Here is a 25,408-nt window from a genome sequence, read left to right on the forward strand (position 1 = left end):
GATATCGCAATCGGGCTGACCCGCGACTTAAACGACTACACCAAAGCGGCCATTATGCCGATGCGGGGACACTACAACGTCACCGGATCCGGTGAGGTGCTCGGCTGGCAGTTCGGGTTCCCGTTCTGTGTCGATCTCTCCCGTGGTGTCGCCCGGTACAACCCCGGCGAGACCAGCTCAAACGATCTGCTGGTCCGCGATGAAGTCGATGCAGCATTCATCCTCGGGTCCGACCCCGGTGCACACTTCCCGATCAGCTCGGTGAAGAAGATCGCACAGCTCCCATCGGTCGCCATCGACCCCCATCTCACCCCGACGACCGCGGTCTGCAAACTGCATGTCCCGGTCGCCTTCGTCGGTGTCGAGGTCGGCGGCTGCTGTTACCGGATGGATAACGTCCCAATCGAGTCACGCAAGGTCGTTGACCCGCCGGAAGGGATGCTCACCGACCAGGAGTTCCTCACGATGGTCCTTGGTGAAGTCAGGAAATGCAAGGGAGTGTAGAACCAATGGCAGAATATCTCATCAAAAATGGTTTTGTCTTCGACCCGGTCCTGGGGATCAACGGAGATAAGAAGGACATCGCCATCAAAGACGGAAAGATTGTCGAGAGTGTCGGGGCATCTGCAAAGGTGATCGATGCTGCCGGCAAGACCGTGATGGCCGGGGGTGTGGATATCCACGCCCATGTCGCCGGGCCAAAGGTCAATGTCGGCCGGTGGTACCGCCCTGAAGACAAGAAACAGGCACCCTATGAACCGGGCCGTGGTGTCCGGAGGATGTCGGGCGGGTTCTCTATCCCGACCGTCTTCAAGACCGGCTACGAGTATGCAAACATGGGATACACCACCGTCATGGAGGCGGCGATGCCCCCGTTCTTTGCACGGCATGTCCATGAAGAGATGCGGGACACCCCGATCCTTGACCAGGGTGCCTACCCGGTCTTTGGGAACAACTGGTTCGTCCTTGAGTATCTCAAGAACGGCGAACTCGAGAATACCGCGGCATATATCGCCTGGCTTCTCAGGATGACGAAGGGATACGCGGTAAAATGCGTCAATCCCGGCGGCACGGAAGCATGGGGATGGGGCCTGAACTGTACAACCATTCATGACCCGGTGCCCTACTTCGATATCACCCCGGCGGAGATCGTCAAAGGGCTGATCGAGGCGAACGAGGCGCTGAAGCTGCCGCACAGTATGCATGTGCACAGCAACAACCTCGGCAACCCCGGCAACTACGAGACGACCCTTGATACCCTGAAGCTTGCTGAAGGGATCTCACCGAAGGGCGACTTTGGCCGTGACCAGGTGCTCCACCACACGCATATCCAGTTCCATTCGTATGGCGGAACGACCTGGGGCGACTTTGAGTCCCGTGCCGACAAGATCGCCGAGTATGTCAATGCGAACAAGAACATCACCTGTGACATCGGGTTTGTGACCCTCGACGAGACGACGACGATGACGGCTGACGGGCCGTTTGAGCACCATCTCTGCGAGTTAAACCACCTGAAATGGGCGAATGTGGATGTCGAGCTTGAGACCGGCTCCGGTGTTGTTCCGTATGTGTACAGCCCTGAGATCTTCGTCTGCGGTATCCAGTGGGCGATCGGTCTTGAGATCGCGCTCCTTGCCAATGATCCGATGCGGTTCCACATGACGACCGACCACCCCAACGCAGGTCCGTTCACCCGGTATCCCCGCGTGATGAAGTGGCTGATGAGCGCAAAGGCCCGTGACGAGATGTTTGCCGGGATGAAGAACGAAGGCAAGGTCCGTGACCGGACAGGTCTTGGCGCCATCGACCGCGAACTCTCGCTCTACGAGATCGCGATGATGACCCGTGCAGGAACGGCAAAGGCACTCGGCCTGTCACACCTGTATGGGTCACTGACACCGGGTCTCTGCGGCGATGTGGCTGTCTATGACTACAACCCCGAGACTGCAGATGATCCCGAACTGATCGAGAAGGCATTCGGGTCAGCAGCATACCTCTTCAAGCAGGGTGAGCTGATCATCAACGAAGGCGAGATCATCAGCAACGGCAACAAGCGGACCCTCTGGGTGGATGTGAAGACGAACGAGAACGCACAGGTCCAGCGTGATATCGCCCTGAAGTTCAACAAGTTCTACACGATCAACCAGAACAACTACGAGGTGGCCTCACACCACTATGTGCCAAACCCGTACGTCATTGAGATTGATGCAACTGTCTGAGGTGAGTGAAAAATGGAAACTGTAACACTAACCATCAAAGAGCAGCCACCACTGTTCCTTGAGGCAGAGGTCTTCAATCCCGACTCCCTTGCTTCAAAGACAGCCCAGGAGATCGCAGCCCTTCCCCTTCCAATGGGGAAGACCACCCCCGTCGTCGGTGACTACTTTACCGTCTCCGGAAAAGGAGGAGCCACCGCGGCAGAGACGAAGGTCGTTGTCAATGGGGACCTCAGAAAAGTAAAGTACATCGGCGCCCACATGAGTGCCGGTGAAGTGGTCATCAATGGCGACACCGATATGTATGTCGGTGCATGGATGACCGGTGGGAAGATCACCGCAAAAGGCAATATCGGAGACTTTGCAGCAACCGCCATGAAGGGCGGGGAGCTGATCGTCGAAGGGAATGCCGGCAACTACCTCGGCACCTCGTACCGTGGAGACTGGAGAGGAATGCAGGGCGGCAGAATCCATGTGAAGGGCAATGTCGGTTCAGATGCCGGAACCTTCATGATGGCTGGCGAGATCGTCATCGATGGCAACGTCGATGTCCATGTCATGACCCATGCCGATGGTGGCAGGACCGTCATCAAAGGCAATGCCAAGAGCCGCCTCGGCGGGCAGATGGTTCAGGGAGAGATCTATCTCTTCGGCTCCGTCGATGTCATGATGCCTGGCTTTAACTATGTCGGCGATGTCGAGCTTGAGGTTGAGGGTGTAAAAGCGACGTTTGCGGAGTACATTGGTGACACCGGCGAACGCCACCCCAAGTCCAAGGGTAAGCTCATCTACGGCAAGCTCTACCAGAAGAAGTAATTCACTTCTTCTCAGCTTTTTTTCGATATTCTGTAATTTAAAACCTGTATTTTCGACATTCACCCATCAAATAGGAGGAGTTCTCCCTCAACCAGCCTCTCAGGGTTGTATCAGGAAGAGTGCCAGTACGTCTCCCTGCCTAATCTGATGAATAGTGACTCTGAAGAGTATATGGAATCCAGGAGTACCTACCCACAGCTGCAGTCGTGGGCTTCCTGCCTGTTCGATCGTGAAAGGGATGAAGGATCTGAAAAGACGTTGCACAGGTTTTTTTTTTAAAAAAAAGGAAAATTGGTTGATTTATTCCTTGAATACGTTGTCAAAGATCTGGTCTGAGCCGGTGTCATCGAGACGCTTCCGCTCAACCTTCTCTTCTGCATATGCAAGGATCGGGGGTTCCATGTTGATACCGGGGGTGAAGCCGAACATCTTCTCGAGTTCAACCTGCTGGGCGTGCATGAAGAGCGCATTTGGAATATCCATTGCACAGAGTTCTTCGCACTGACCACAGTTGATACAGGAGTCAGAGATGTGGGCAAACCGGATCATGTGGAACATGAAGCTTGGCGGAACCTGACCTGGTTTGACGAGGTGGGGTTTCTTGGTGCTGCACTCGACACAGTAGCAGATCGGACAGTTCTCGATGCATGCGTAGCATTTGATACACCGGGAGGTCTCCTTCATGATCGTCTCAAGTCGTGCGCGACCCTCACCGAGTGCTTCAAAGTCATGCTTGCGCCACTTGTCACCAAGTTTGAGCATCGCATTTTCGACCTTTGCGCGGATTGCAATACCCTTTGGATCGGCTGCAGAGGTCTCAAGTACACCAGCTTTTGCTGCTTGATTGACGAGGTTTGCACCCTTTTCAGAGCAGACCTCAACGAAGGTTGCCTTGCCGGCCTTATCGCCGATGACACCCCAGTTTCCACAGGCGAGATCTGTCTGGCGGGGAACTTTCATCTTACACCGGCGGCAGTTGTCCCTCCGGCCATAGCCCTCTTCCTCAAGTTCGTCGATGGAGATGCCCTTGTGAGCGCCATCCTTTGTGATGACGATGAACTGACCCTTGTCGATCTCCTCTTTCACAACATCGGCGGGGTCAAGTTCGAACTTCTCCCGGATCATCTTTGTTGCGGCAACCGGGCTGACGGTTCCACCACAGTTGAGACCGATCATGACGATGTTGTCGAGGTTGATCTGATTTCTCTTGGCAAGCTCGTAGAATGCCATCGCATCGCAGCCCTTCACCGGTACGGCGAGCTTCATCTTCGATGCACCGTTGAGGTACTTCTTGATCATCTTTGGGATGAGGAGCGTACCGCAGTGGAGCGAGCCGGCGGATGCTGCGATCTCGGCGGGGTCGGTGATGACCTCAAGGGTTGCATCATAGACATCGGCTCCCTTCCTCACGGCAAGGACACCATCAACCATCTTGCTCTCAAGAGCATATTTCAGGAGTGTTGAGACGGCGCCTCCACACTCACCCTTCTCTGCGAGCTCGGACTCTTTGGACCATGCATATATCATATCGCCTTTTGCAACCATCGTAATCAGGCCTCCTTGATCTTCTCAACGGCAACAGCACAGGCCTTGAACTCCGGAATCTTCGATATTGGATCGAGGGCGTCGTTTGTCAGGACATTGGCTGCACATTCGGCAAAGTGGAACGGCATGAACATCACGCCTTTCATGATATCCTTTGTCACACGGGCAGGCACATTGATCTGGCCACGCCGGGTCTTTGCGATGATCATCTCGTTGTCGGCGATACCAAGTGCTTTGGCATCATCGACATTGATCTCGATCCACCCGGTGGGCTGTTCGCTGTCAAGTGATGCGGAGCGCCGGGTCATACCACCGGTGTGCCAGTGGAATAAGCTCCGGCCGGTCGTCAGGATGAACGGATACTCGGCGTCAGGAACCTCTGCCGGCGGCTTGAACGTGATCGCCGTCATCAGACCCTTACCGTCGGGCATGACCGGGGCAAATGCCGTGGTATGCAGGATCGGGGTGCCCGGGTGGTCGGCTGCAGGGCAGGGCCACTGAAGCGCTTCGGGTTTGTTGAGACGCTCATAGGACATACCGGCATAGGACGGGGTCAGGCTGGTGATCTCGTTGAAGATATCTTCAGCAGACTGCCAGGCGAACTGCTCGGCATAGCCCATCTTTGCGGCAACCTCGGCGATGATCTGCCAGTCGAGTTTTGCCTGGCCGGGGGCTTCCTGGGCCTTTCTGAGACGCTGGACACGACGCTCGGTCGAGACCTGGACACCATCCTTCTCGGCAAAGCAGGTGGCGGGGAGGACGACGTCAGCCATCTCGGCGGTCTCGGTCATGAAGATATCCTGGACGACGAGGAACTCAAGCTTCTCAAGCGCATCCTTCACATGGGAGAGGTTGGCATCAGAGAGCATCGGGTTCTCGCCCATGATGTACATGCCCTTGAGTTCACCAGGCTTCTCATTGAGCGTCTTGAGCATGATGGTGACCTCATAGCCGTTCTCGGGTTTGCAGATACCGTCCGAAAAGCCCCAGGCATCGGAGAACTTCTTGTGGGCAGCTTCATCGATGACCTTCTGGTAGCCGGTGAAGACGACGGGGAGACAGCCCATGTCACAGGCACCCTGGACATTGTTCTGACCACGGAGCGGGTTCACACCGGTGCCGGGACGGCCGATGTTGCCGGTCAGCATGGCAAGGTTGGCAACGGATTTGACGTTGTCAACACCGGTGGTGTGCTGTGTGATACCCATTGAGAAGAGAACCGAGGAGGCGCCGCTTGTGGCATACCATTCGGCAGCCTGCTTCAGCTGGGCGGCGGGGATGCCGGAGATGGTCTCGACGTTCTCAAGCGAGTATTCGGGCTTCATGACTTCGCCTTTCAGGGCGTCATACTCGACACACCGCTTCTCGATGAACTCTTTGTCTTCCCAGCCGTTCTTGATGATCTCCTGCATCATCGCGTTGAAGATGGCGACATCGGTCCCGCTCCTGAACTGCATGTACAGGTCGGCCTGCTTGCCGGTCGGGGTGAGACGGGGATCGGCATAGATCAGTTTGGCGCCGTTCTTCTGGGCACGGGCGACACTCCGGCCGATGAGCGGGTGCTGCTCAAAGGTGTTGCTCCCGATGATGAAGATGCACTTCGATTCGGCGATGTCGGCGATCGAGTTGGTCATTGCACCGGAGCCAAACGTCGTTGCAAGGCCGGCAACGGAGGAGGAGTGGCAGAGACGGGCACAGTGGTCGATGTGCGTCGTCTTCAGGGCACCACGGGCGAACTTCATGATCGCGTAGTTGTCCTCGTTGCTGACACGGGCAGAGGCAAGGACGCCAACCTCGCTCGGCTGGTATGATTTCAGCTTGCTGGCGATGAGCTCGTATGCCTCGTCCCAGCTGGCTTCAACGAACTTCCCGTCCTTCTTGATGAGCGGGGTGGTCAGCCGGTCTTCACTGTTAATGAACTCGTGCGCATAGACGCCCTTTGGACAGAGCTTCCCCTCGTTGACGGGGGAGCGCTGGTACGGGGCGACGCCCACGACCTTGCCGTCGTTGACGACCAGGTTCATGCTGCAGCCTGTCCCGCAGTACGGGCAGGTGGTTTGTACATATTTCATTGCCATGGTTAAACCTCGGACACTGTTAGGTTGATAATCCAGAGTATTTATACATAGCCATTTTTCTCGATTTTATGATGAATAACAGTGGAATCGCCCACCACATACCCGGTGGCAGAGGAAGAAACTATCAGGATATGCCAGAAGAATAAAGAGTACGTGATCTGATGATTCTCATTCACATCTTCGGTACATCCAATACCGGCAAGACCACGCTGACAAGGCAGCTCTGTGAACGCCTCGCCGCCACCGGGCATGTCGAGACGATCAAGCATCTCGGCCACCACCCCTTCACCCTTGAAGAGGGAAGGGATACAACCCTCCACTATCAGGCAGGGGCAACAGGGAGTTCTGGTATTGATAATGAAAAGAGTGTCACCATCCGGAGAGGAGGGGATCTCATCGCCGCAATCAACGCCGCGGCAGAACGGGGAGCTGATTACTGCATCATCGAGGGCTATAAGAACACCCCGATACCGGGAGTCGCACTTGGCGACCATCAGGGTGCGACGGAGATCCTGAGGGATCCGACTGTTGATGAGATACTGGACAGTCTTGATCGTTTTCCATGCTGGACGACACCACAAGCCGTCCTCAACTCATTATATAAGAAAGCCGGAGCCGGAAGGTCTGGGGGTGTACTGATACTGCATGAAGCCACAGAGGAGAGGCTGAAGGAGGCCGCAACTGCGGCAGGGAGCTCTCCAGGTATCCTCGCTGCCTCCGGAGAGGTGCTCGTCCGGGGTTGTGTCTTCGGTGATCTGAACACCACAGGATGTCTTGCCGTCATTGGAACCGCTCCTGTTGCCGTAGCTTCTGCCCTGAGCAGGGGTGCAGAAGCATATAACCGGGAAGAGGTAGAGTGATAGAACATGGAGATTCAGAGAGATACCGGCATGCATACCCGCGGGGGTGTCATCACCCAGCGGGACAGCGACTTCTGCACCGTCAGGATCAGAATTCCGGCAGGCATCGTCACCCCGGAGCAGCTCATCGGGATAGCGAAGATAACCGAGGAGTTTGGAACCGGAACAGCCCATCTGACGGTTCGTCAGACGATGGAGATCCCGCATGTGAAGATCGCTGATCTTGAGGCACTGGGAAGGGCACTTGAGGCGAACAATACCCCCGTCGGATCCGAGCGGGAGGAGATCGTCAATATCACCGCATGCCCGGGAACAGACCGGTGCCGACTCGCCAATGTCGACTCGATAACGCTTGCCCGCAGGATTGACAAGGATTTCTTTGGTAAGAATATGCCAATCCGTGTTCGCATCGGCGTCTCATCCTGTCCAAACAGCTGTGTTTCAGAGAGACTCTGTGAAGTTGGCGTGACCGGCGTCACCCGTCCAATCCGTAATCCCGGCCTCTGTACCGGGTGTGGTACCTGCGTCAACTTCTGTAAGGAGGGGGCTCTCTTCGTCCGTGGAGGTGAGATTGTCCTTGATATGAAGAAGTGCATCGATTGTGGCAACTGCATCCATATCTGCCCGTACTCGACCATCAGAGGAGGACCTGACGCCTATCTTATTACCGTCGGAGGGAAGCGCGGCCGACACCCGACACTTGGACGACCTCTCATCACCGTGGCAGGGGAGGATGAATGTATGATGGTGGTCGAGAAAGTGGTGACATGGATCTACAGGAAGGCATGGGACGGGCGCTTACTCGGAGATCAGCTGGACGAGATAGGTTTTGATGAGCTAAAGAAGGATATTTTCAAGGCAATTCCGCCAGAGAGCATCATATCAGGGCCTGAAATCCCCTAAAAGATCAAAGCGCAGAGGATCGTGATAAGGAAACCGCCATTCGAGAGAGAATACGTAATACTTTTAAGTCTAGAACGTAATACTTTTTTTTTAAGAAAAACCGAACCACGTCTCTATATTTGAATATTACCCAATAAATCGCTTTTATTTAAAAACCCAGAATAAAAGAAAACCAAGGGTTAAAAGACAACACTTATATCCTGCCATAAGGAATTATTTGATTGTCCCAGAGGGGACGTGCCAATCACAATCAGCACCCGTTTCAGTGACTTCTTTCAGTATTCAGTACTCAATGACCGGAATGAATCGAATCAAACGGTATTTGGAGGAAAAATTTATGACAAAATATTCAGACACAATCGACCTGTATGATGATGCAGGCAAACTGCTGAAGAGCAATGTCGCCCTTGACAAGGTCAGCCCCCTGACAAACCCGGCGATCCTCAAGCTCATCAACCTGACCAAGAGAACTGTTGCCGTCAACCTTGGAGGAATTCAGGAAGCCCTGAAGACCGGAAAGATCGGCAAGCACCAGCAGATTCTTGGACGTGAACTCGATCTCGACATTCTTGGAAACTCTGACGCCATTGCAGCCAAGATCCAGGATATGGTCCAGGTCACTGAAGGCGATGACACCCTCATCAACAAGTACGGAGGCGGCAAGCTCCTCCTCGTTCAGGCACCAACTGCACGGCTGAATGCAGCATCCACCTACGATGCCGCAATCACCGGTGTTGCAGCAGCTGCCACCTACGCCATCATGGACCAGTTCGATATCGGCATGTTTGACGCAAACACCGTCAAGGCAGCTGTCTGGGGTACCTACCCGCAGACCATGGACATGGCAGGCGCAGGCGTCGCATCCATCCTTTCGATCCCACAGAACAACGAAGGTCTCGGCTATGCACTCCGGAACATCCCGGCAAACCACGCCGTCATGATGACCGGAAGGAACGCAATGCAGGGAGCAGCCCTCGCATCCACCTTCGAACAGGCAGGAGAGTTCGAGATGGGAGCCGCAATCGGCCCATTCGAGCGGGCACAGATGCTCCTCTACGCCTACCAGGGACTGAACGCAAACAACCTCGTCTATGACCTCGTCAAGCAGAACGGCCAGAGCGGAACCGTCGGTACCGTCGTCCAGTCGCTCGTTGAGCGTGCAATCGAAGACAAGGTCATTGTACCAGGAAAGAAGGGCGGATACTTCCAGTTCTACGACACGAAGGACCCGATGCTCTGGAACGCATATGCAGCAGCAGGTACCCTTGCAGCAACCATGGTCAACTGTGGTGCAGGCCGGTTTGCACAGGCCGTCTCATCGACGCTCCTGTACTTCAACGACCTGCTTGAGCACGAGACCGGTCTCCCAGGCTGTGACTTCGGTCGTGTGATGGGTGTTGCCGTCGGTTTCTCCTTCTTCAGCCACTCGATCTACGGTGGTGGAGGACCAGGTATCTTCAACGGAAACCACGTCGTTACAAGGCACGCCGCAGGTGTCGGTATCCCCTGTATCGTCGCAGCATGCGCTCTGGATGCAGGAACCCAGATGTTCTCCCCAGAGTCGACCTCCAAGATCTACGGAGACACCTTCGGTCAGATCGAAGAGTTCGCAAAGCCGATCAACGCGATCGCAAAGGCTGTATAATCCAGTCCGAGACCAGATTGCAATGGCAGAAACCAGCTATCCACAAATCCGGATCGTCCCCGCACGTTTCCTCACCCCCGATACCGCAGAGGCTCTCCTAAACGAGATCCTCTCAAAAACCGGCATCCGGCGGATCGTTCTAAACGGTCCCCGGGTTCCGGAGATCGTTCCATACGGGCCTGCCCGAGGGACACCAAACGTAGTGCCCCAGCGCAGGGAGATCGTGGTGGAGGGTGAGACGATTAAGCTCCAGGTACAGGTCGGAACGGTCCTCATCGAGCTTGAGGATGCCGCACCGATACCGGAGATCAGGAAGGCATGCGAGACGGTTCTTACCAACTTCCCATTCACTCTCCAGGAGGGCAGATTCATGCGCTCCAGCATGACCATGACCGATTATGCAAAGTACGGCGTCGTTGAGGACGACCGGATACTCGGTATGGTTGATCCGAAGAGCAAGACACGACCGGTCATCCTGCAGGGAAACAGATAACATGCCAATCGGACGTGTAACACAGATCGTCGACTGCCGCCAGTCAATGGGAATGGGCAAGGGGGGATCCCTCGCACAGCGCGGGACAATCTCCGAATGCCGGTATCCCGATGTCATCGTGGTAGCGATGTCTCCCGGACGGAGGCATGTGACAAAGCCGATCTGCGATATCACGTCAGCACTCAGGCAGCAGGGGGTCGAATACAGCGTAAGTACCCTGGTGTTAAACGCGGGCAGCGGCATTCCCGCAGATGCAGGAAACGCTGGCGGAGCAGCCATTGGTGCGAATTTCGGACTGAACCTGCGTGAGATCGAACAGATCGAACGGCACAGGGTCGCCGTTCTCCACCATGGTAATGTCCGGTCGCATGTCGTTGCAAAGGTCAGAAGCATCCTGGAAGCATGCGACATCAAAGCTGTCGTCGTCTCACAGGCGCCGATTGATTATGAGGATCTCGCACGGGAAGGTGTGAAGACCGCCTATGTCATGCCACCTGAAGAAGCGATACGGACCAAAGGCACCGTTGTCGCAATCGTATCAGGGGTCACACGGGGCCAGACACCAACACGGGAGAAGCTGGCGGATGTCATCCGCGAAGTACTACGAACAATGAAGGAACAACCTTCAATGAGGTGAATTATTCATGGCATACAAACCACAGTATGGACCGGGAACCTCAAAGGTCGCCGAGAACAGGCGCAACCAGATGAACCCGGAAGTAAAACTTGAAAAGATTCGCGATGTAACAGACGAGGACGTTGTCCTCATCATGGGACACCGTGCACCAGGTCAGGCATACCCGACCGCACACCCGCCACTCGCAGAGCAGGGAGAGCCGGACTGCCCGATCAGGAAGATCGTCGCCCCAACCGAGGGTGCAAAGGCAGGAGACCGCGTCCGGTATATCCAGTTCGCAGACTCGATGCTCAACGCACCGTCCCAGCCATACCAGAGGACCTACGTCGAGATGTACCGCTACCGTGGTATCGACCCGGGTACACTCTCAGGCCGTCAGATCGTTGAGTGCCGTGAGCGTGACCTTGAGCAGATTGCAAAGGATCTCATCAACACAAACCTCTTCGACCCCGCACGGACAGGTATCCGTGGAGCAACAGTTCACGGACACTCACTCCGTCTTGCAGAAGACGGCATGATGTTTGACATGCTCCAGCGCTGTGTCCTTGAGGCAGATGGTCTTGTAAAGTACGTCAAAGACCAGATCGGTGTCCCGCTCGACAAGAAGGTCGCAGTCGGCAAGCCGATGGACGAGAAGTGGCTCGGTGAGAACACGACAATCTTCCATGTCCTCGGTGGCAACCCCTACCGTAATGATGCAGAGTACATTGAATACATCCAGCGTATCCACAGCCTGAGAACCAAGTACGGATACATGCCAAAGGAGTGATAAAAGATGGCAAAGATTGAGAGAGCACAGAAACTCTTCCTGAAGGCACTGAAGGAGAAGTTCCCGGGACAGGATGTAGAATCACAGAAGACCAAGTTCTATGCATTTGACGGTGTGAACCAGTCTCCCCGTAAGAAGGAGTTTATGGCGGCAAACGAGAAGATCGTCAAAGAGCGTGGAATGGATATGTATGACCCGGAGCGGTGCCACCTTGGTGGTGTCCCGATGGGCCAGCGCCAGCTGATGACCTACGAGGTCTCAGGAACCGGCACCTTCGTCGAGGGTGACGATCTCCACTTCGTCAACAACGCTGCAATGCAGCAGTTCTGGGATGACATCCGGAGAACCGTTATCGTCAACATGGACCTTGCCCACCAGACACTCCAGAAGCGTCTCGGCAAGGAAGTTACCCCTGAGACGATCAACGAGTACCTCCACGTCGTCAACCACGCAATGCCCGGCGCAGCCGTCGTTCAGGAGCACATGGTCGAGACCCACCCTGCACTCACCGATGACTGTTACGTCAAGGTCTTCACCGGAGACTCCGAGCTTGCAGACGACATCGAGCCACAGTTCCTCCTCAATGTTGAGAAGCTCTTCCCCAAGAAGCAGGCTGAGGCACTGATGAACGCAGTCGGCAAATCCATGTGGCAGTGTGTCCACATCCCGACAACCGTCTCCCGCACCTGCGACGGTGGAACGACCTCCCGGTGGTCCGCCATGCAGATCGGTATGTCCTTCATCGGTGCATACCGGATGTGCGCAGGTGAAGCAGCAGTCGCTGACCTCTCCTACGCCGCAAAGCACGCTGGTGTTATCCAGATGTCTTCCCACCTGCCAGCCCGCCGTGCCCGTGGTCCAAACGAGCCAGGTGGTATCCTGTTTGGCAACTTCGCCGACATGATCCAGGCAGACCGGAAGTATCCAAACGACCCCGCCCGAGCAACACTTGAGGTTGTCGGTGCAGGTGCAATGCTCTTTGACCAGATCTGGCTCGGCTCCTACATGTCCGGTGGTGTCGGATTCACCCAGTATGCAACCGCTGCATACACCGACAACATCCTCGATGAGTTCACCTACTACGGTATGGACTACATCAAAGACAAGTACAAGGTCGACTGGCAGAACCCGAACCCCGCAGACAAGGTCAAGCCAACCCAGGAGATCGTCAACGACATCGCAAGCGAGGTCAACCTCAACGGTATGGAGCAGTACGAAACATACCCAACGATGCTCGAAGACCACTTCGGTGGTTCACAGCGTGCAAGTGTCCTCGCAGCAGCATCCGGTATCTCCACCGCAATCGCAACCGGTAACTCCAACGCCGGTCTGAACGGATGGTACCTCTCCATGCTCATGCACAAAGAGGGATGGTCACGTCTCGGATTCTTCGGCTACGACCTGCAGGACCAGTGTGGTTCAGCAAACTCACTCTCCGTCCGGCCTGACGAGGGCTGTATCGGCGAGTTCCGTGGACCAAACTATCCAAACTACGCAATGAACGTCGGCCACCAGGGAGAATACGCAGCAATCGCCGGATCCGCCCACTATGGACGTGGCGATGCCTGGACACTCTCCCCGCTCATCAAGATCTGCTTCGCAGACCCCGCCCTCAAGTTCGACTTCTCCGAACCAAGGAAGGAGTTTGCACGCGGTGCGATCCGCGAGTTCATGCCAGCCGGCGAGCGCTCGCTCATCATCCCCGCAAAGTGATCACAAAACACCAATCTTTTTTTATCTAATGAAAGATCTGCTGAATAACAGGTCGGAATTCAACAGGATTTCTTCAAAGAGAAGAGGTGAACCGCCTGATTCCAGCGTTAATTCGAAACCTTTAATTCAATTACAATCCAGTCTTTTATGTCCACACGTAGTACTCCGATTCTGGAGAGGTAACGCTGATCGAATACTCTTATACTCATTAGATCAAGGGAGAATCTCACATGGAGAACATCGTATTAGGTATTGGAGTGGCTGCCCTCGCGGGAGCACTTGCAACGGTTGCAGGTGCAGCTGAAGATACCGAGTCTGATATCGGATCACAGGGTGATCCCAACTCTCAGGTTCAGCTGGCTCCGCAGATGGGATACAATCACCGTATCTTTAACAAGGCCATCGCAGGTGAGCCCCCGGCATGGGCTCTCTGGATTGCAATTGGTGCTGGTGTCGCATGGGCATTTATGATAATGAACGTTAACCCCGTTTTATCTATCATAATTGGAAGTATCCTCGCATCCTTCGTTCAGGGTGTCTATGCAACCACCGCCTATCTCGGCAGGACAGCAAGTCTTGCAAAGTTCGGCCAGCCAGTCTATGTTGATATACTGAAATCAGTGACACCCGTCACTGTCGCACACGCATTCGTTGCAATCTTTACGACTGTGACGATTGTGTATCTTATGAACGCAGTACTCGGTCATCCGTTCCCACTGCCAATCCTCGGTATCATCTGGGGTATCGCACTCGGAGCAGCCGGTTCTGCCGTCGGAAACCCATTCTATGGGAAAGAACGCCAGTACCAGAACCAGAAGTTCGGAGCAGGTGTCCCGATCTCAGCATCCGGAAACATCGTCCGGTATGCAGAAGCCGGTGAAAGAAGCTCACTCGACAACGGATGGTTCACCTCAAAGTTCGGCGGTCCCGCATCAGGTATCTGTTTTGGGCTGATCGTCTTCTTTGAACTCTGGAGGCACCTTATCTTCGAGCATTACTTCGGAGGGTGGGGATCAGTCATGATGGGAGCGATTATTGTCCTTATCATCACGATCATGGCCCGCTACATCGAGGTCTGGGCTCGGAAGACCTATGGTCCGTACACTGCACCCGAAGAGGAGGCAATATAAATGTCAGCGATCGCAAGTAAGCCGGCAGGCGGAGCAGAGATGCCCGTCATGGGAGCCGCAATCGCAGTCGTATTGCTGCTTGCAGTTCTTGGTATCGGATTTGGTCTGACAATCGCAGGTATCTTCCCGATGGCCGCCTTCTATTCCCTCATCGGAATTATTATCGGCGGAATGCTTGTTACATTCAGTGTGCACCTCGTTCCTGTCGGCGGAGCGCCGGCGGCAATGGGTCAGGCACCAGGTATTGCAACCGGTGTCACGATGCTTGCAGCAGGTGCAGGTCTTGCCGGTCTCTTTAAGGGAGCATGGGCAGCACAGTTCAGCTACCCGGTCGCTCTCGGAACCGGTGCCATCGGCGGCGCACTTCTGATGGCCATCACCTGTATGCTTGTGAACGTCACGTACGTCTTTGCAATGGGAATTCCCGCCGCATCAGGAAAGGTCAGCAAAGACCCACTGACCGGCGACACACAGCCGGAATATAAAAGCCAGGGTACTGAGGGGCACGGTCTTCCGTTCATCTCTTATGTTGGAGGTGTCCTTGGAGGTCTTATCGGAGGTTTCGGCGGAACGCTCATCTACCTCTCACTCTATGACGCCTACCTGACCGGTATTCCAGCACTCATGGGAACAGATGTTGAGAGTGCCATGCCGCTGATCGTATCTATTGCAGGTATCTTTGCAATCGGTATGTTCCTTGTCAACGCCGTCATGACCGCATACAACATCACCGGAACCATCGAAGGGCCACATGACCCCAAGTTCAAGCGGTTCCCACGTGCAATTGTTGCAAGTGCTGTCGCATCAGCTCTCGCCGGTCTGCTCGCCCTGTTGATTATCGTACCGGTGCCATTCTGAGGTGGAGAAGATGACAGTAAAAGTAGAAGCATCCGCTGACGCAATCCCTCACAACACCCTTCTGATGGTCGGAATTGTCGGATCCATACTCTGTATCTATCTGACATATCTCAATACCATCACCGGACTTGAGTTATTCTCATTCTTCGGAGGGCTTGGAGCAGTTATCGCTCTTATCTGGGGAACAAGCACCATCAAAAGACTCTGCAGCTATGGTATCGGAACAGGTGTTCCATCCGCTGGTATGGTCGCATTTGGTGCAGGTATCATCGCCATGCTCCTTGGAACCAAATTCGGCATTGCATCCCCGATCGCTGCCCTTATCATTGCAGCAGTCGCCGGAGCAGTCTTTGGATTCCTTGCAGACAATGTATTGAATATGAAGATCCCGGTTCTGATGCAGTCTCTTGCAGAGCTCTCGGTCATCGGTGCACTCACCATCCTCGGCTTTACCGCGATGGCGACCGGTGACTTTACCTTCAGTGCGATCTCAGCCGGAACCATCTCGATCTTCGGATTTGCAATGAGCTCAGCAAACGCATCCTACCTCGGTGGAGGTGTTATCGCTGTCGCATTCATGCTTGGTGCAATCGCAATCCAGCACCCGTTCAATGCAGCGCTTGGCCCGTCGAACACACAGGATCGGACACTCATGCTCGCCGCAGAGTGTGGATTCCTCTCCATGATCATTATGGCAGTCATCTCCTTTGCATTCATTGCTGTCGGAGCGGCACTCGTCGGCCTGCTGATAGCGATCATCGGATGGGGCTACACCTACACACAGTTCATCGAGCTCTCAAAGCGCGATGCAGCAGCGTGGCTTGACGCTAAACCGATTCTGGAGACTGAGGCCTGAAGGAGAGGTGATAAATATGGGATATGTTCTTGTATTACCCGAATTCGGCCTCGTCGCCGACCCGGTCATTGGATTTGTAACCACCGCCGGAGAGTCCTACCAGCCGATCATCGATAAGGTTGCTGAACTTGAGATGGTATCAGAGGATCTCATCGGCATGCTCTCTGGAGAAGGCCAGCTGCTCAACAGTTTCCCTGGAAGAGAGAAGTCGCTGCTCTATGCCGGAGGTGTCACAGCCTTCTGGTATGGACTGGCAGTAGGTCTGCTCATTGCGGCATTCATGGCGTTCCAGTATATGGGGTGAAGAAAGATGGCAGATAAGAAATCACCGGCAAGCGGATGGCCCATCGCAAAGGGAGACTTCCACTCAGGTGACGCAAACAGCTGTGTCGCCGTTGTAACAGTGGGATCACACCTTGATGAAGCGGGCATCTGTGCAAGCGGAGCTGCATTGTGTGGATCCTGCAAGACCGAGAATCTCGGGCTTGAGAAGATCATCGCAAACATCATCTCAAACCCGAATATCAGGTTTGTCCTCCTCTGTGGAACTGAAGTGAAAGGGCACTTAAGTGGCCAGTCGCTTGAGGCACTCCACAAGGGCGGTGTCTCCGGAGGAAAGATCGTCGGAGCAGAGGGAGCAATCCCCTTCATCGAGAATCTTGATGATGCCGCGATCAAGAGGTTCCAGGAGCAGGTTGAAATCGTTAACATCATGGAGACCGAGGATCTCGGTAAAGTTAACGCCAAGATCTCAGAACTGGCCGGAAAGGATCCCGGAGCATTTGCCGGCGACCCGATAGTTGTCGAGGTCAAAGAGGCAGGCGGTGGCGGTGCAGAAGAAGCAACAGGTGAGGTTAAGCCCCTCTCTGGAGAGCTTGCACTCATCCACGCCCGCATGAAGATCATCGAGAGAATGGTAACCAACATCGGTATGCAGAACCGGTTCGCCGCAGGCGTATACTCGGGGAAGGTTGAAGGACTGATGATCGGTCTGATCGTTATATTTACCATTCTTGGATTCCTTCTGATGGGGTGAGATAGATGGCAGGTTCAAGCATCCGAATGAACGCAATTGACAAAATGGTTGAGAACATCCGATACAAAGCCCAGATCATCGCCCGGACGAATAAACTTGAATCCGGGATTATGTCTGCGGGCATTCCCGGCTTCATCATCGGGCTCATGCTCGCCCTGGTCGTTGTGATGGTACCGGTTCTGGTTCTCTGAGGTGAAAAAAATGGCAGAGAAGAAATCACCGGCAAGCGGATGGCCCATCGCTCAGGGAGACTTCCATTCAGGTGACGCAAACAGCTGTGTCGCCGTTGTAACAGTGGGATCACACCTTGATGAAGCGGGCATCTGCGCTAGCGGAGCTGCATTATGCGGATCCTGCAAGACCGAGAACCTCGGGCTTGAGAAGATCATCGCAAATATCATCTCAAACCCGAATATCAGGTTCGTCCTCCTCTGTGGAACTGAAGTGAAGGGACACTTAAGTGGCCAGTCGCTTGAGGCACTCCATAAAGGTGGTGTCTCCGGAGGAAAGATCGTCGGAGCAGAGGGAGCAATCCCCTTCATCGAGAATCTCGATGATGCCGCGATCAAGAGGTTCCAGGAGCAGGTTGAAATCGTCAACATCATGGAGACTGAAGATCTCGGTAAAGTTAACGCCAAGATCTCAGAACTGGCCGGAAAGGATCCCGGAGCATTTGCCGCTGACCCGATAGTTGTCGAGGTCAAAGAGGCAGGCGGTGGCGGGCATGAGACGGCAATAGCTGGCGCCAACCCGCAGTTCCTCGAGCTTGAGGAACGACTCGACAAGATCGAGAAGAAGATAGAATTTGCAGACTCTGAGATTGCCCAGAGGGTGGGCAGGAAGATCGGGCGTGACATCGGCATCCTCTATGGCCTCGTAGCAGGGGTTATTGTATTTATCATGTTGCTGATGATCCTTCCGAAAATTAGTATGCTCTAACGTGAGGTGTTCCAACTATGTTCAGGTTTGAGAAAGAACAGACCGTTCTCGACTTTAACGGCATAAAAATCGGTGGACAGCCCGGCGAATACCCAAGGGTACTCGGTGCATCCATCTTTTATAATAAGCACGAGACCGTGCTCGATGATCACACTGGTAAGATCGACAAGCCAAAGGCAGAAGCGCTCTGGAACCGGTGTATGGAGCTGTACGATATCACAGGAAACCCGTACTTCATCCAGATCATCGCCGAATTTGGCGAGGCATTCGAAAGCTACTTCAGCTGGTTCGACAGTATCGACAACAAAACCCCGTTCCTGATGGACTCATCAGCACCGGGAGCACTTGCACATGCATGTGAATATGTAACCGAGGTCGGCCTTGCTGACCGTGCCATCTACAACTCGATCAACGGATCGATTCCGCAGGAGAACATCGATGTACTTGCTGCATCCGATGTGAACTCCGCGATCGTCCTTGCCTTCAACCCGGGCGACCCATCAGTCGTCGGCCGTGAGAAGGTTCTTGTCGAGGGTGGCGTTGCAGGACAGGCAAAAGGAATGCTTCAGATCGCAGAAGAGGCAGGTATCACCCGCCCGATCCTCGATACTGCAGCAACCCCGCTCGGTCTTGGATCCGGCGGATCATTCCGTGAGATTCTTGCCTGTAAGGCGATCCATGGTCTCCCAACCGGTGGTGCATACCACAACATGACCGTCTCATGGACCTGGCTGAAACGCTGGAGAAAGAATGTCCTTGCAGACCATTACAAAGGAAAAGATGTCCTCCTTGAACAGATGGCACACCACCACTTTGGCGGGTTTGAGGGTATCAGGCAGACTGCATGGGCAGCCCCTGACATCGGATGTAACATCATGGCAATGACACTTGGTGCCGATCTAATTATGTTTGGCCCAATCGAGAACTGCGAAGGGATGGCAACCACAGCCGCATTCACCGACATCGTCCTCGCAGAGGCATGCCGTGAACTTGGCGGAGATGTTCAGGATCCAAACCACCCCCTGAACAAACTCATCTAAAATCTTTTTTTTATTCCATGCGTTTGTTTCAAGCCATGGAAAAACATATATATAATATTCCTAAGAATACCGAACGAGTAGTTCGGTGCTCCTCAGGATATCCGATCCCTGTTTCCTGACCTCTTCAAGATACAGATTAAAGATCCGATCATCAGCCATGGTGAACCGTGGTTTATGGAGATCGGCATGGAGCATAAGATCAAATGCCCGTGCCTCTGCTTCAGAGAGGCCAAGAGCCTTATATTCTCCCGTATGCGGAATATACACAGGATTCTCTTCCTGAGGTGTGGAGAGGACAAGATCTGCAAGTGGAGTCCCGGGAATCGGCTCTGCGACACTCACAAAGACATCATCAAGGGCAAGTTCCTCGATGAGATCCTTTGTCATCTGGTAGTCATCAGCAGTTTCTCCGGGATAACCGAAAGCAAACTACCCCGCCCTGAAGGGAGGGGCTTCCTGCTGCATACCCCTTTTCATCGAAAATAAACAATCGGGTTGTTCGTACGATCAAAACTTTTATGGCATTATGCGCATATGAGTACTTATTACCAGAAGAACAGGTGATACAGATGCCAGGATTAAATGGAAGAGGTCCCCTTGGAATGGGACCCATGACCGGACGGAGAATGGGACGCTGCGTCCCCCCGTCTTCAGATGCACAGAGTGCAGTACAGAGTGAACAGATCGTCTATGGCCTTGGAAGAGGCGGCCTGCCATGTGGATGTGGCAGAGGATTTGGCGGAGGAAGAATGCGGGGTCGGTTCGTTCAGATCAATACCCAAAATGAGGTGCAAGAGTGAAGATCGCAATAGCAATGGATGGTACACGGGTTTCGGCCCACTTTGGGCATTGTGAAAAGTATGCCATATTCAATGCCAACGATGGTACGATCAGCAGGGGTGAGGATCTTGACAGCCCTGGCCATGAACCAGGGAAACTTCCACGCTTCCTTGCTGAACAGAATGTAGAGCTGATTATTGCCGGAGGAATGGGTCCCCGCGCCATCGATCTCTTCTGCCAGAATGGGATCGAGGTCATACTCGGTGCCTCAGGGGATGTTGATGCCGTAGCAGAGGCATATATCCGTGGCGATCTCACTACGGGTGAGAGTACCTGCCATCACGGACCTGAAGATGAATGCGGCCATGATGAGAAGGAGGGGTCAGTCATCTGCATCACAGCGCAGGCACCGGGTATGGATGCACCCTTCGAAGAGCGGTTCGGACGTGCTCCATACTTCATCTTCCTTGATCTGAAGACAGCAGGTGTTGATTCCGTAGCGAATCCTTTTGCTGATGCATCAGGTGGCGTCGGTCCACGAGCAGTTTCCCTTGTTGTGGAAAAAGGAGCGCAATATCTTCTCACCGGACAGATGGGGGGGAATGCAGCAGAGGCACTGGCGGCAAGCGGTGTGAAGGCATACTCCTACCGGGGTGGCGGTACCGTCACCGATGCAGTTAAGGCGTACCTTGCAGGAAACCTGCCTTCATTATCCTGATTACCGAGCATTATGAAGATAGTGATCGCAAGCGGAAAAGGGGGAACCGGCAAAAGCACAATCATTGCCAACCTCGCGTATGCACTCATGGAGACGAGGGATGTTGTCCTGGTGGATTGCGATGTGGAGGAACCAAACCTTCATCTCTTTTATCCGGCCCCCTCAAACGACCTTCCCGTCACCGTTGCTGTTCCCGAAATTGATCTCACACGATGCACATTCTGTGGAGAATGTGGAGCATTCTGCCGCTATGGTGCATTAACCATCCTGAAGGATCGCCATCTCTTCCTTCCGGAGCTCTGCCATTCATGCGGCGGCTGCAGACTGGTCTGCCCGACTGGAGCCATTCATGATCTGAGACGAAAGATAGGAATAATACAATGCAGGGCACCTGCGCCGATGCTCACCCTGATCACCGGCGTCCTGCAGGAAGGAGAGGTTATGGCCCCGCCTGTTATAAAGATGGCAAAGCGTCTTGCAGAAGGCCACCCTCTCATCCTGTATGATGCCTCACCAGGAATTGCATGTCCCGTCATTGAGACCCTTGACGGAGCCGACTTCTGCCTCTTTGTAACCGAATCAACGCCATTTGGACTGCATGATCTTATGCTGGCAGTGAGTGTTGCTGAGGAACTCGGCATTCCTGCCGGTGTTGTGATCAACCGAAGTGATGGAGAAGACGAAGAGATCACCCGCTTCTGTTCGGATCATTCCATCCCGATACTGATGACAATCCCATTTGACCGTCAGGTTGCGGCTGTCCAGAATGCCGGGGGTCTTATCACACGGGATCTCCCTGAGTGGAAGCAGCGCTTTGCCAAGCTCTTTCAGAAGATTGTTTCATACCTGGAGGAGAAACAATGATTCGGATCGCGGTCATCAGTGGCAAAGGAGGAACCGGCAAGACGATGGTTACCTCTGCCCTTGCAGATACGAATACCAGCCGCCAGATACTTGCGGATTGTGATGTCGATGCGGCAAACCTTGAGCTGATGCTCTCAGCGAAAAAGCTCACAAAAGAGCCGTTTCATGGCCTTGATGTCGCACGAATAGATCCGGAAATCTGTGTTTCATGCGGTATATGCAGCAACAGTTGTGCATTTGATGCAATTATTATTGAGGAGGGACTTTTCTCCGTCTCTCCCATCCATTGTGAGGGATGCGGCCTCTGTGCACATCTCTGCCCAGAGGGTGCTGTTGTGATGCAACGTCGGATCTGCGGGGAGATCTATACCTCAACAACCGGGTGTGGGCCTCTTGTGCATGCCCGTCTCTTTCCCGGTTCGGGTACATCAGGCCTCCTCGTCCATGAAGTGAAGAAACGGGCGCTGACGATAGATCCATCAGCAGAGATGCTCCTCGTCGACGGGCCACCCGGGATAGGCTGCCCACTCATCTCCACGATCAGCGGGATGCATGCGGTACTCATTGTAACAGAACCGAGTGTCTCTGCACTCCATGACCTGAAACGCGTGGTGACCGTCTGTCGCAGATTTGATCCTCGAATCCTTATCCTGATCAACCGGTTTGATCTGCTTGAGGAGATCACAAATGAGATAGAAGTCTATGCTGCAGAAGAGGGGATCCCAATCGTTGGCAGGATTCCATTTGATCCAGCCGTTGTTCAGGCAGTAAGAAAAGGCATTCCCGTCACCCGAATGGATAGTCCTGCATCAAAAGCCTTATCTACGGTATGGGAGAGGATCAGATCAGAACTGTGATGTGATGAACGAAGACGAGAGAGGGTACTGCCGGAAACGGAGGGGAAGGCCACGAGTCTGTCGCACGTTCAGCGATAGCAATGTCTACAGGTGCTATGCACCTGTATGCAATCAGGACAGAGCAGATGGTGATCCGATCACGATTCTTCCTGAAGAAATTGAGGTATTGCGACTTGTTGATCTCCTGGATTATAATCAGGAAGAGGCTGCCGGGATCATTGGAGTATCAAGAAAGACCCTCTGGCGCGACCTGCATGAGGCCAGACGTAAAGTTGCAGAGGCGCTCGTCTATGGCAGAATGATCCGTATATCCGGATGTATGCGAAGAGATGATAAGGACTGCCCCCGGAATAACCCCTGATTATCTGATCGATCCTCCCGCGTTCATATCCACGTTCCTGATGAAGAGAGTATCTAATAACAGAGACAACCTATTCTGATCTATGAGTCCTGCGGGTCAGATACGAGAGATTCAACAGGATCGCCTTGAAATGCTTGAGACGATCCGATCCCTTTCATCTGAGGATGGAAAAGAGTACTTCATCGACACAATCATCCAGGCATTCTTCCTCAGGAGAATCGAGACAGACCCGGCATTCCGTTGGAGTATCTGCCTGACAATCGCTTCTGACGAAGAGGGATCAGCGCTGATCCGGAAGGCGATAGGAGCCCTCGTTTCAATGACCCCTGGAGAAGGCCGTTGGTTGACAGCGCATCCCACGACTGCATCAGATGATATCTGCACCCTCTTCTCTGAAGCCACCGGCAGATCCCCGCAGCACTGGCAGGCGGCAATGAGAGGAATACTCTATACGGAGATGGCGTACCCGACCGCTTTCATGACAGCCCCTCCGGAACGGCCTTCAATGGTGCACCCGATGGATCGGACGATCTTTGGTCTGGTGGCAAGTACTTCAGACCTCCTGAGCCGGCTGGATGAGGGGGATGAAGAGGTGGTGGATCTCCTCAGAGAGACCATCACTGCGATCGCCTGCGACTGGTTCTGCAATCATACACGGGAAGAGGCCTTCACCATCCTCAACCGCCGGTATCCTGAGGGGGGGTGGAATTTGCTTCTCAGCCGCTGGTTTGCATTTGAGGAGTCCGCAGAGACCTGTATCAGGGCAGGCAGATACGCTGTTGCGACCCATACAATCGGAGCCGCACGGGCAATCTATGACCAGGCCCTCATCCGGACAGATGATCCCGCACTACGACAGATCTGTTATCGTGAGCTGGGTCTCATCTCCCGGAATCTCGGAGATGCGGAGAGGGCCGCAGCAGAGTTTCAGACCGCACTTGAAAACGCCCATGCAGCAGAGGAAGCAGGATCTGTTCCTATCCGTGACGAGCTCATCTATCTCTGCGAGGCAACCGACCGGCTCGGTCTCTCGGAGGAGGGGGATACATACTACCAGCGCATGATACGGATTGCAGAGAGCCTTGATGGAGATGTACGAAGTCGGCTCCTCACCCGGATCGCCACCTCATGCCGCCGCTCACGGAGATTTGACCGCGAGTATATGATCCTCGAGGAGCTGATCACAGATCCCGATGTTGATGAGGCGATCATGACCCGGCTTGGTATCATGAATCGGGCGATGCGGGCCGATGGCACACTGGATACCGGGCGCCTCTCATCCCTTGAGGATAGCGCAGAAGGGGACTACACACTCATCCGTGGGATTCTTGCCTTTGGAGCCTTCCAGTTTGCCGACGCTGCCATTTGGTTTGGACGATCCACCACTATCAGACCGACCCCGGATTCACGGCTCTGGTATGCACGCGCTGCATGGTACGGAGATGAAGCCCCTCTGAATGATGATCTCCTGAAAGGGGATCTCCTTGAGACCCGTATCATCCGAACATTATCAGAGACAAAGAATGTCCGGGAGGCGGCACGGCTCCTTCTTGAAGGAGATTATGGGGATGAGGCATACGATGGTCTCCTCATTCTTCTTGAAGCGATGAAGGATGAAGGACTGCCGGCATGGCGTACCGGGATGACGGATCTCATCGCCCATGCCCCGATTCAGCCTGGAAGAAAGACGACCCTGCTCTGGATCATCGGGAAGATCCTTGCCGAGTGCGGATCAAAAGAAGGGCTATCCATCTATCGCAAGGCTCTGAAGCTGACATCGGATAAAGATGCACGATCAAAGATCTTCTCTGATATCGGGTACTGGTATGAGACAGCGGGGGATTTCAGTCATGCCGCCGATGCATACCGCCAGGCAATCACACTACATCCGGCATTCCCCGGAGGCTGGTATGGGTATGCACGCGCCCTTGCAAAAAAGGGGGAGTATGATGCTGCTGAGGACGCAATCAATGAAGCGATCCGGCACGCACCAGGGAGAGGTGACCTCCATCTCTTTTACGATCTGCTCACCAGGCGAAAGGAGGCAGATCATCTCCCACCGGATCTGAGAGAACGGATCGATGAGATCGACCACCAGCTCTTTCTCCAGGGCCAGATGGTTCCACAATCCCTCCTGAGGAGATATGCAGATATAGTGGGGAGATCTGAGATAGCCAGAGATGAACTCCTGCCGGAGATGGTACCTCTCCATGAAGCCCTTGATATCCGGAGCCGCATACTCATGGCATCAGGCAGTGAGGAGGGTGATTGAGCAGTGGAGACCCTTCGAAGTA

The 25,408-nt window shown here is 54.1% G+C and carries 26 protein-coding genes and 1 pseudogene; 24 read left to right on the forward strand and 3 right to left on the reverse strand.

Annotated features, from left to right (window positions below; genetic code table 11):
• The 3 genes and pseudogenes from J2T58_RS00005 to J2T58_RS00015 form a co-directional block, all read left to right on the forward strand.
• Nucleotides 1-504, forward strand: a pseudogene (locus tag J2T58_RS00005) (formylmethanofuran dehydrogenase subunit B); the annotation flags it as partial.
• A gap of 5 nt (nt 505-509) precedes the next feature.
• Entirely contained in the window at nt 510-2,219 is a 1,710-nt protein-coding gene (locus J2T58_RS00010) for a formylmethanofuran dehydrogenase subunit A (RefSeq protein ID WP_253486442.1), read from the forward strand.
• Nucleotides 2,220-2,231: 12 nt separating this feature from the next.
• Nucleotides 2,232-3,032 carry a formylmethanofuran dehydrogenase subunit C gene (locus tag J2T58_RS00015; protein WP_253486444.1) on the forward strand — a complete coding sequence of 267 codons (801 nt, stop codon included), beginning with the start codon at nt 2,232-2,234 and terminating at the stop codon, nt 3,030-3,032.
• A gap of 300 nt (nt 3,033-3,332) precedes the next feature.
• Here the strand turns inward: J2T58_RS00015 and J2T58_RS00020 are convergent, their stop codons facing one another.
• Both J2T58_RS00020 and fdhF read right to left on the reverse strand, forming a co-directional pair.
• Nucleotides 3,333-4,577, reverse strand: coding sequence for a Coenzyme F420 hydrogenase/dehydrogenase, beta subunit C-terminal domain (locus tag J2T58_RS00020; RefSeq protein ID WP_253486447.1), 1,245 nt, complete (start codon nt 4,575-4,577; stop codon nt 3,333-3,335).
• A 5-nt stretch (nt 4,578-4,582) separates the two neighbouring features.
• Nucleotides 4,583-6,655 carry a formate dehydrogenase subunit alpha gene (gene fdhF, locus J2T58_RS00025; RefSeq protein ID WP_253486449.1) on the reverse strand — a complete coding sequence of 691 codons (2,073 nt, stop codon included), beginning with the start codon at nt 6,653-6,655 and terminating at the stop codon, nt 4,583-4,585.
• 161 nt (nt 6,656-6,816) lie between these two features.
• Between fdhF and mobB the strand changes: the two genes are divergently transcribed.
• The 15 genes from mobB to mtrH all read left to right on the forward strand — a co-directional run bounded on the left by mobB (nt 6,817) and on the right by mtrH (nt 19,534).
• Nucleotides 6,817-7,515, forward strand: coding sequence for a molybdopterin-guanine dinucleotide biosynthesis protein B (gene mobB / locus J2T58_RS00030; protein WP_253486451.1), 699 nt, complete (start codon nt 6,817-6,819; stop codon nt 7,513-7,515).
• A gap of 6 nt (nt 7,516-7,521) precedes the next feature.
• Nucleotides 7,522-8,418, forward strand: a complete 897-nt coding sequence (locus J2T58_RS00035; RefSeq protein ID WP_253486453.1) for a ferredoxin-like domain-containing protein — start codon at nt 7,522-7,524, stop codon at nt 8,416-8,418.
• Nucleotides 8,419-8,755: 337 nt separating this feature from the next.
• Nucleotides 8,756-10,063, forward strand: a complete 1,308-nt coding sequence (gene mcrB, locus J2T58_RS00040) for a coenzyme-B sulfoethylthiotransferase subunit beta (protein WP_253486455.1) — start codon at nt 8,756-8,758, stop codon at nt 10,061-10,063.
• A gap of 22 nt (nt 10,064-10,085) precedes the next feature.
• Complete coding sequence (gene mcrD, locus J2T58_RS00045; RefSeq protein ID WP_253486457.1) at nt 10,086-10,556, forward strand: methyl-coenzyme M reductase operon protein D; 471 nt, start codon at nt 10,086-10,088, stop codon at nt 10,554-10,556.
• A 1-nt stretch (nt 10,557) separates the two neighbouring features.
• Nucleotides 10,558-11,193 (forward strand): methyl-coenzyme M reductase I operon protein C, encoded by a 636-nt coding sequence (mcrC, locus tag J2T58_RS00050; protein ID WP_253486459.1) that lies wholly within the window; start codon nt 10,558-10,560, stop codon nt 11,191-11,193.
• Between the two features lie 7 nt (nt 11,194-11,200).
• Nucleotides 11,201-11,962: a coenzyme-B sulfoethylthiotransferase subunit gamma gene (gene mcrG / locus J2T58_RS00055; RefSeq protein WP_253486461.1), complete on the forward strand. Its 762-nt coding sequence runs from the start codon at nt 11,201-11,203 to the stop codon at nt 11,960-11,962.
• 6 nt (nt 11,963-11,968) lie between these two features.
• Nucleotides 11,969-13,675, forward strand: a complete 1,707-nt coding sequence (mcrA, locus tag J2T58_RS00060) for a coenzyme-B sulfoethylthiotransferase subunit alpha (RefSeq protein ID WP_253486463.1) — start codon at nt 11,969-11,971, stop codon at nt 13,673-13,675.
• 230 nt (nt 13,676-13,905) lie between these two features.
• Nucleotides 13,906-14,805 carry a tetrahydromethanopterin S-methyltransferase subunit E gene (gene mtrE / locus J2T58_RS00065; protein ID WP_253486466.1) on the forward strand — a complete coding sequence of 300 codons (900 nt, stop codon included), beginning with the start codon at nt 13,906-13,908 and terminating at the stop codon, nt 14,803-14,805.
• Nucleotides 14,806-15,663, forward strand: a complete 858-nt coding sequence (gene mtrD, locus J2T58_RS00070) for a tetrahydromethanopterin S-methyltransferase subunit D (protein WP_253486468.1) — start codon at nt 14,806-14,808, stop codon at nt 15,661-15,663. It abuts the gene before it with no gap.
• 10 nt (nt 15,664-15,673) lie between these two features.
• The gene (mtrC, locus tag J2T58_RS00075; protein ID WP_253486471.1) at nt 15,674-16,519 is read left to right on the forward strand and encodes a tetrahydromethanopterin S-methyltransferase subunit MtrC; all 846 of its coding nucleotides are present in this window, start codon (nt 15,674-15,676) and stop codon (nt 16,517-16,519) included.
• Nucleotides 16,520-16,535: 16 nt separating this feature from the next.
• Entirely contained in the window at nt 16,536-16,823 is a 288-nt protein-coding gene (gene mtrB / locus J2T58_RS00080) for a tetrahydromethanopterin S-methyltransferase subunit MtrB (protein ID WP_253486473.1), read from the forward strand.
• Between the two features lie 6 nt (nt 16,824-16,829).
• Nucleotides 16,830-17,555: a tetrahydromethanopterin S-methyltransferase subunit A gene (gene mtrA, locus J2T58_RS00085; RefSeq protein WP_253486475.1), complete on the forward strand. Its 726-nt coding sequence runs from the start codon at nt 16,830-16,832 to the stop codon at nt 17,553-17,555.
• Between the two features lie 5 nt (nt 17,556-17,560).
• Complete coding sequence (locus J2T58_RS00090) at nt 17,561-17,746, forward strand: tetrahydromethanopterin S-methyltransferase subunit F (protein WP_211531046.1); 186 nt, start codon at nt 17,561-17,563, stop codon at nt 17,744-17,746.
• Between the two features lie 10 nt (nt 17,747-17,756).
• Nucleotides 17,757-18,494, forward strand: a complete 738-nt coding sequence (gene mtrA, locus J2T58_RS00095) for a tetrahydromethanopterin S-methyltransferase subunit A (protein WP_253486477.1) — start codon at nt 17,757-17,759, stop codon at nt 18,492-18,494.
• 17 nt (nt 18,495-18,511) lie between these two features.
• Nucleotides 18,512-19,534, forward strand: a complete 1,023-nt coding sequence (gene mtrH, locus J2T58_RS00100; RefSeq protein ID WP_253486479.1) for a tetrahydromethanopterin S-methyltransferase subunit H — start codon at nt 18,512-18,514, stop codon at nt 19,532-19,534.
• 60 nt (nt 19,535-19,594) lie between these two features.
• On the opposite strand, the gene J2T58_RS00105 is transcribed toward mtrH, so the two are convergent.
• A complete protein-coding gene (locus J2T58_RS00105; protein ID WP_253486481.1) occupies nt 19,595-19,921 on the reverse strand; it encodes a hypothetical protein in 327 nt (108 codons plus the stop codon).
• 182 nt (nt 19,922-20,103) lie between these two features.
• On the opposite strand from J2T58_RS00105, the gene J2T58_RS00110 reads away from it, so the two are divergent.
• The 6 genes from J2T58_RS00110 (at nt 20,104) to J2T58_RS00135 (ending at nt 25,386) form a co-directional block, all read left to right on the forward strand.
• Complete coding sequence (locus J2T58_RS00110) at nt 20,104-20,334, forward strand: DUF5320 domain-containing protein (protein WP_253486483.1); 231 nt, start codon at nt 20,104-20,106, stop codon at nt 20,332-20,334.
• A complete protein-coding gene (locus tag J2T58_RS00115) occupies nt 20,331-21,032 on the forward strand; it encodes a NifB/NifX family molybdenum-iron cluster-binding protein (protein ID WP_253486485.1) in 702 nt (233 codons plus the stop codon). The genes J2T58_RS00110 and J2T58_RS00115 overlap by 4 nt, the downstream gene beginning before the upstream one ends.
• Before the next feature lie 12 nt (nt 21,033-21,044).
• Nucleotides 21,045-21,896: a nucleotide-binding protein gene (locus tag J2T58_RS00120; RefSeq protein WP_253486487.1), complete on the forward strand. Its 852-nt coding sequence runs from the start codon at nt 21,045-21,047 to the stop codon at nt 21,894-21,896.
• Nucleotides 21,893-22,753 carry an ATP-binding protein gene (locus J2T58_RS00125; protein ID WP_253486489.1) on the forward strand — a complete coding sequence of 287 codons (861 nt, stop codon included), beginning with the start codon at nt 21,893-21,895 and terminating at the stop codon, nt 22,751-22,753. Before J2T58_RS00120 ends, J2T58_RS00125 begins: the two co-directional genes overlap by 4 nt.
• Before the next feature lie 4 nt (nt 22,754-22,757).
• Entirely contained in the window at nt 22,758-23,114 is a 357-nt protein-coding gene (locus tag J2T58_RS00130) for a DUF134 domain-containing protein (protein WP_253486491.1), read from the forward strand.
• Nucleotides 23,115-23,196: 82 nt separating this feature from the next.
• Entirely contained in the window at nt 23,197-25,386 is a 2,190-nt protein-coding gene (locus tag J2T58_RS00135) for a tetratricopeptide repeat protein (protein WP_253486493.1), read from the forward strand.
• The last annotated feature ends 22 nt before the right edge of the window (nt 25,387-25,408 follow it).

Origin of the sequence: Methanocalculus alkaliphilus (genome assembly GCF_024170505.1) — an archaeon.
GTDB classification, from domain to species: Archaea; Halobacteriota; Methanomicrobia; order Methanomicrobiales; family Methanocorpusculaceae; genus Methanocalculus; species Methanocalculus alkaliphilus.

Bases quoted from the DNA above. Each gene is read 5' to 3' on its own strand.
- J2T58_RS00105 (WP_253486481.1), bottom strand. From the start codon at position 19,921: ATGACAAAGGATCTCATCGAGGAACTTGCCCTTGATGATGTCTTTGTG.
- mtrH (WP_253486479.1), top strand. From the start codon at position 18,512: ATGTTCAGGTTTGAGAAAGAACAGACCGTTCTCGACTTTAACGGCATA.
- mtrD (WP_253486468.1), top strand. From the start codon at position 14,806: ATGTCAGCGATCGCAAGTAAGCCGGCAGGCGGAGCAGAGATGCCCGTC.
- fdhF (WP_253486449.1), bottom strand. From the start codon at position 6,655: ATGGCAATGAAATATGTACAAACCACCTGCCCGTACTGCGGGACAGGC.
- J2T58_RS00120 (WP_253486487.1), top strand. From the start codon at position 21,045: ATGAAGATAGTGATCGCAAGCGGAAAAGGGGGAACCGGCAAAAGCACA.
- mcrG (WP_253486461.1), top strand. From the start codon at position 11,201: ATGGCATACAAACCACAGTATGGACCGGGAACCTCAAAGGTCGCCGAG.
- mobB (WP_253486451.1), top strand. From the start codon at position 6,817: ATGATTCTCATTCACATCTTCGGTACATCCAATACCGGCAAGACCACG.
- mtrA (WP_253486477.1), top strand. From the start codon at position 17,757: ATGGCAGAGAAGAAATCACCGGCAAGCGGATGGCCCATCGCTCAGGGA.
- mcrA (WP_253486463.1), top strand. From the start codon at position 11,969: ATGGCAAAGATTGAGAGAGCACAGAAACTCTTCCTGAAGGCACTGAAG.
- mcrC (WP_253486459.1), top strand. From the start codon at position 10,558: ATGCCAATCGGACGTGTAACACAGATCGTCGACTGCCGCCAGTCAATG.
- mcrB (WP_253486455.1), top strand. From the start codon at position 8,756: ATGACAAAATATTCAGACACAATCGACCTGTATGATGATGCAGGCAAA.
- mtrA (WP_253486475.1), top strand. From the start codon at position 16,830: ATGGCAGATAAGAAATCACCGGCAAGCGGATGGCCCATCGCAAAGGGA.
- J2T58_RS00035 (WP_253486453.1), top strand. From the start codon at position 7,522: ATGGAGATTCAGAGAGATACCGGCATGCATACCCGCGGGGGTGTCATC.
- mtrB (WP_253486473.1), top strand. From the start codon at position 16,536: ATGGGATATGTTCTTGTATTACCCGAATTCGGCCTCGTCGCCGACCCG.
- J2T58_RS00010 (WP_253486442.1), top strand. From the start codon at position 510: ATGGCAGAATATCTCATCAAAAATGGTTTTGTCTTCGACCCGGTCCTG.
- J2T58_RS00130 (WP_253486491.1), top strand. From the start codon at position 22,758: ATGAACGAAGACGAGAGAGGGTACTGCCGGAAACGGAGGGGAAGGCCA.
- J2T58_RS00015 (WP_253486444.1), top strand. From the start codon at position 2,232: ATGGAAACTGTAACACTAACCATCAAAGAGCAGCCACCACTGTTCCTT.
- J2T58_RS00110 (WP_253486483.1), top strand. From the start codon at position 20,104: ATGCCAGGATTAAATGGAAGAGGTCCCCTTGGAATGGGACCCATGACC.
- J2T58_RS00125 (WP_253486489.1), top strand. From the start codon at position 21,893: ATGATTCGGATCGCGGTCATCAGTGGCAAAGGAGGAACCGGCAAGACG.
- J2T58_RS00020 (WP_253486447.1), bottom strand. From the start codon at position 4,577: ATGGTTGCAAAAGGCGATATGATATATGCATGGTCCAAAGAGTCCGAG.
- mcrD (WP_253486457.1), top strand. From the start codon at position 10,086: ATGGCAGAAACCAGCTATCCACAAATCCGGATCGTCCCCGCACGTTTC.
- mtrC (WP_253486471.1), top strand. From the start codon at position 15,674: ATGACAGTAAAAGTAGAAGCATCCGCTGACGCAATCCCTCACAACACC.
- J2T58_RS00090 (WP_211531046.1), top strand. From the start codon at position 17,561: ATGGCAGGTTCAAGCATCCGAATGAACGCAATTGACAAAATGGTTGAG.
- J2T58_RS00135 (WP_253486493.1), top strand. From the start codon at position 23,197: ATGAGTCCTGCGGGTCAGATACGAGAGATTCAACAGGATCGCCTTGAA.
- mtrE (WP_253486466.1), top strand. From the start codon at position 13,906: ATGGAGAACATCGTATTAGGTATTGGAGTGGCTGCCCTCGCGGGAGCA.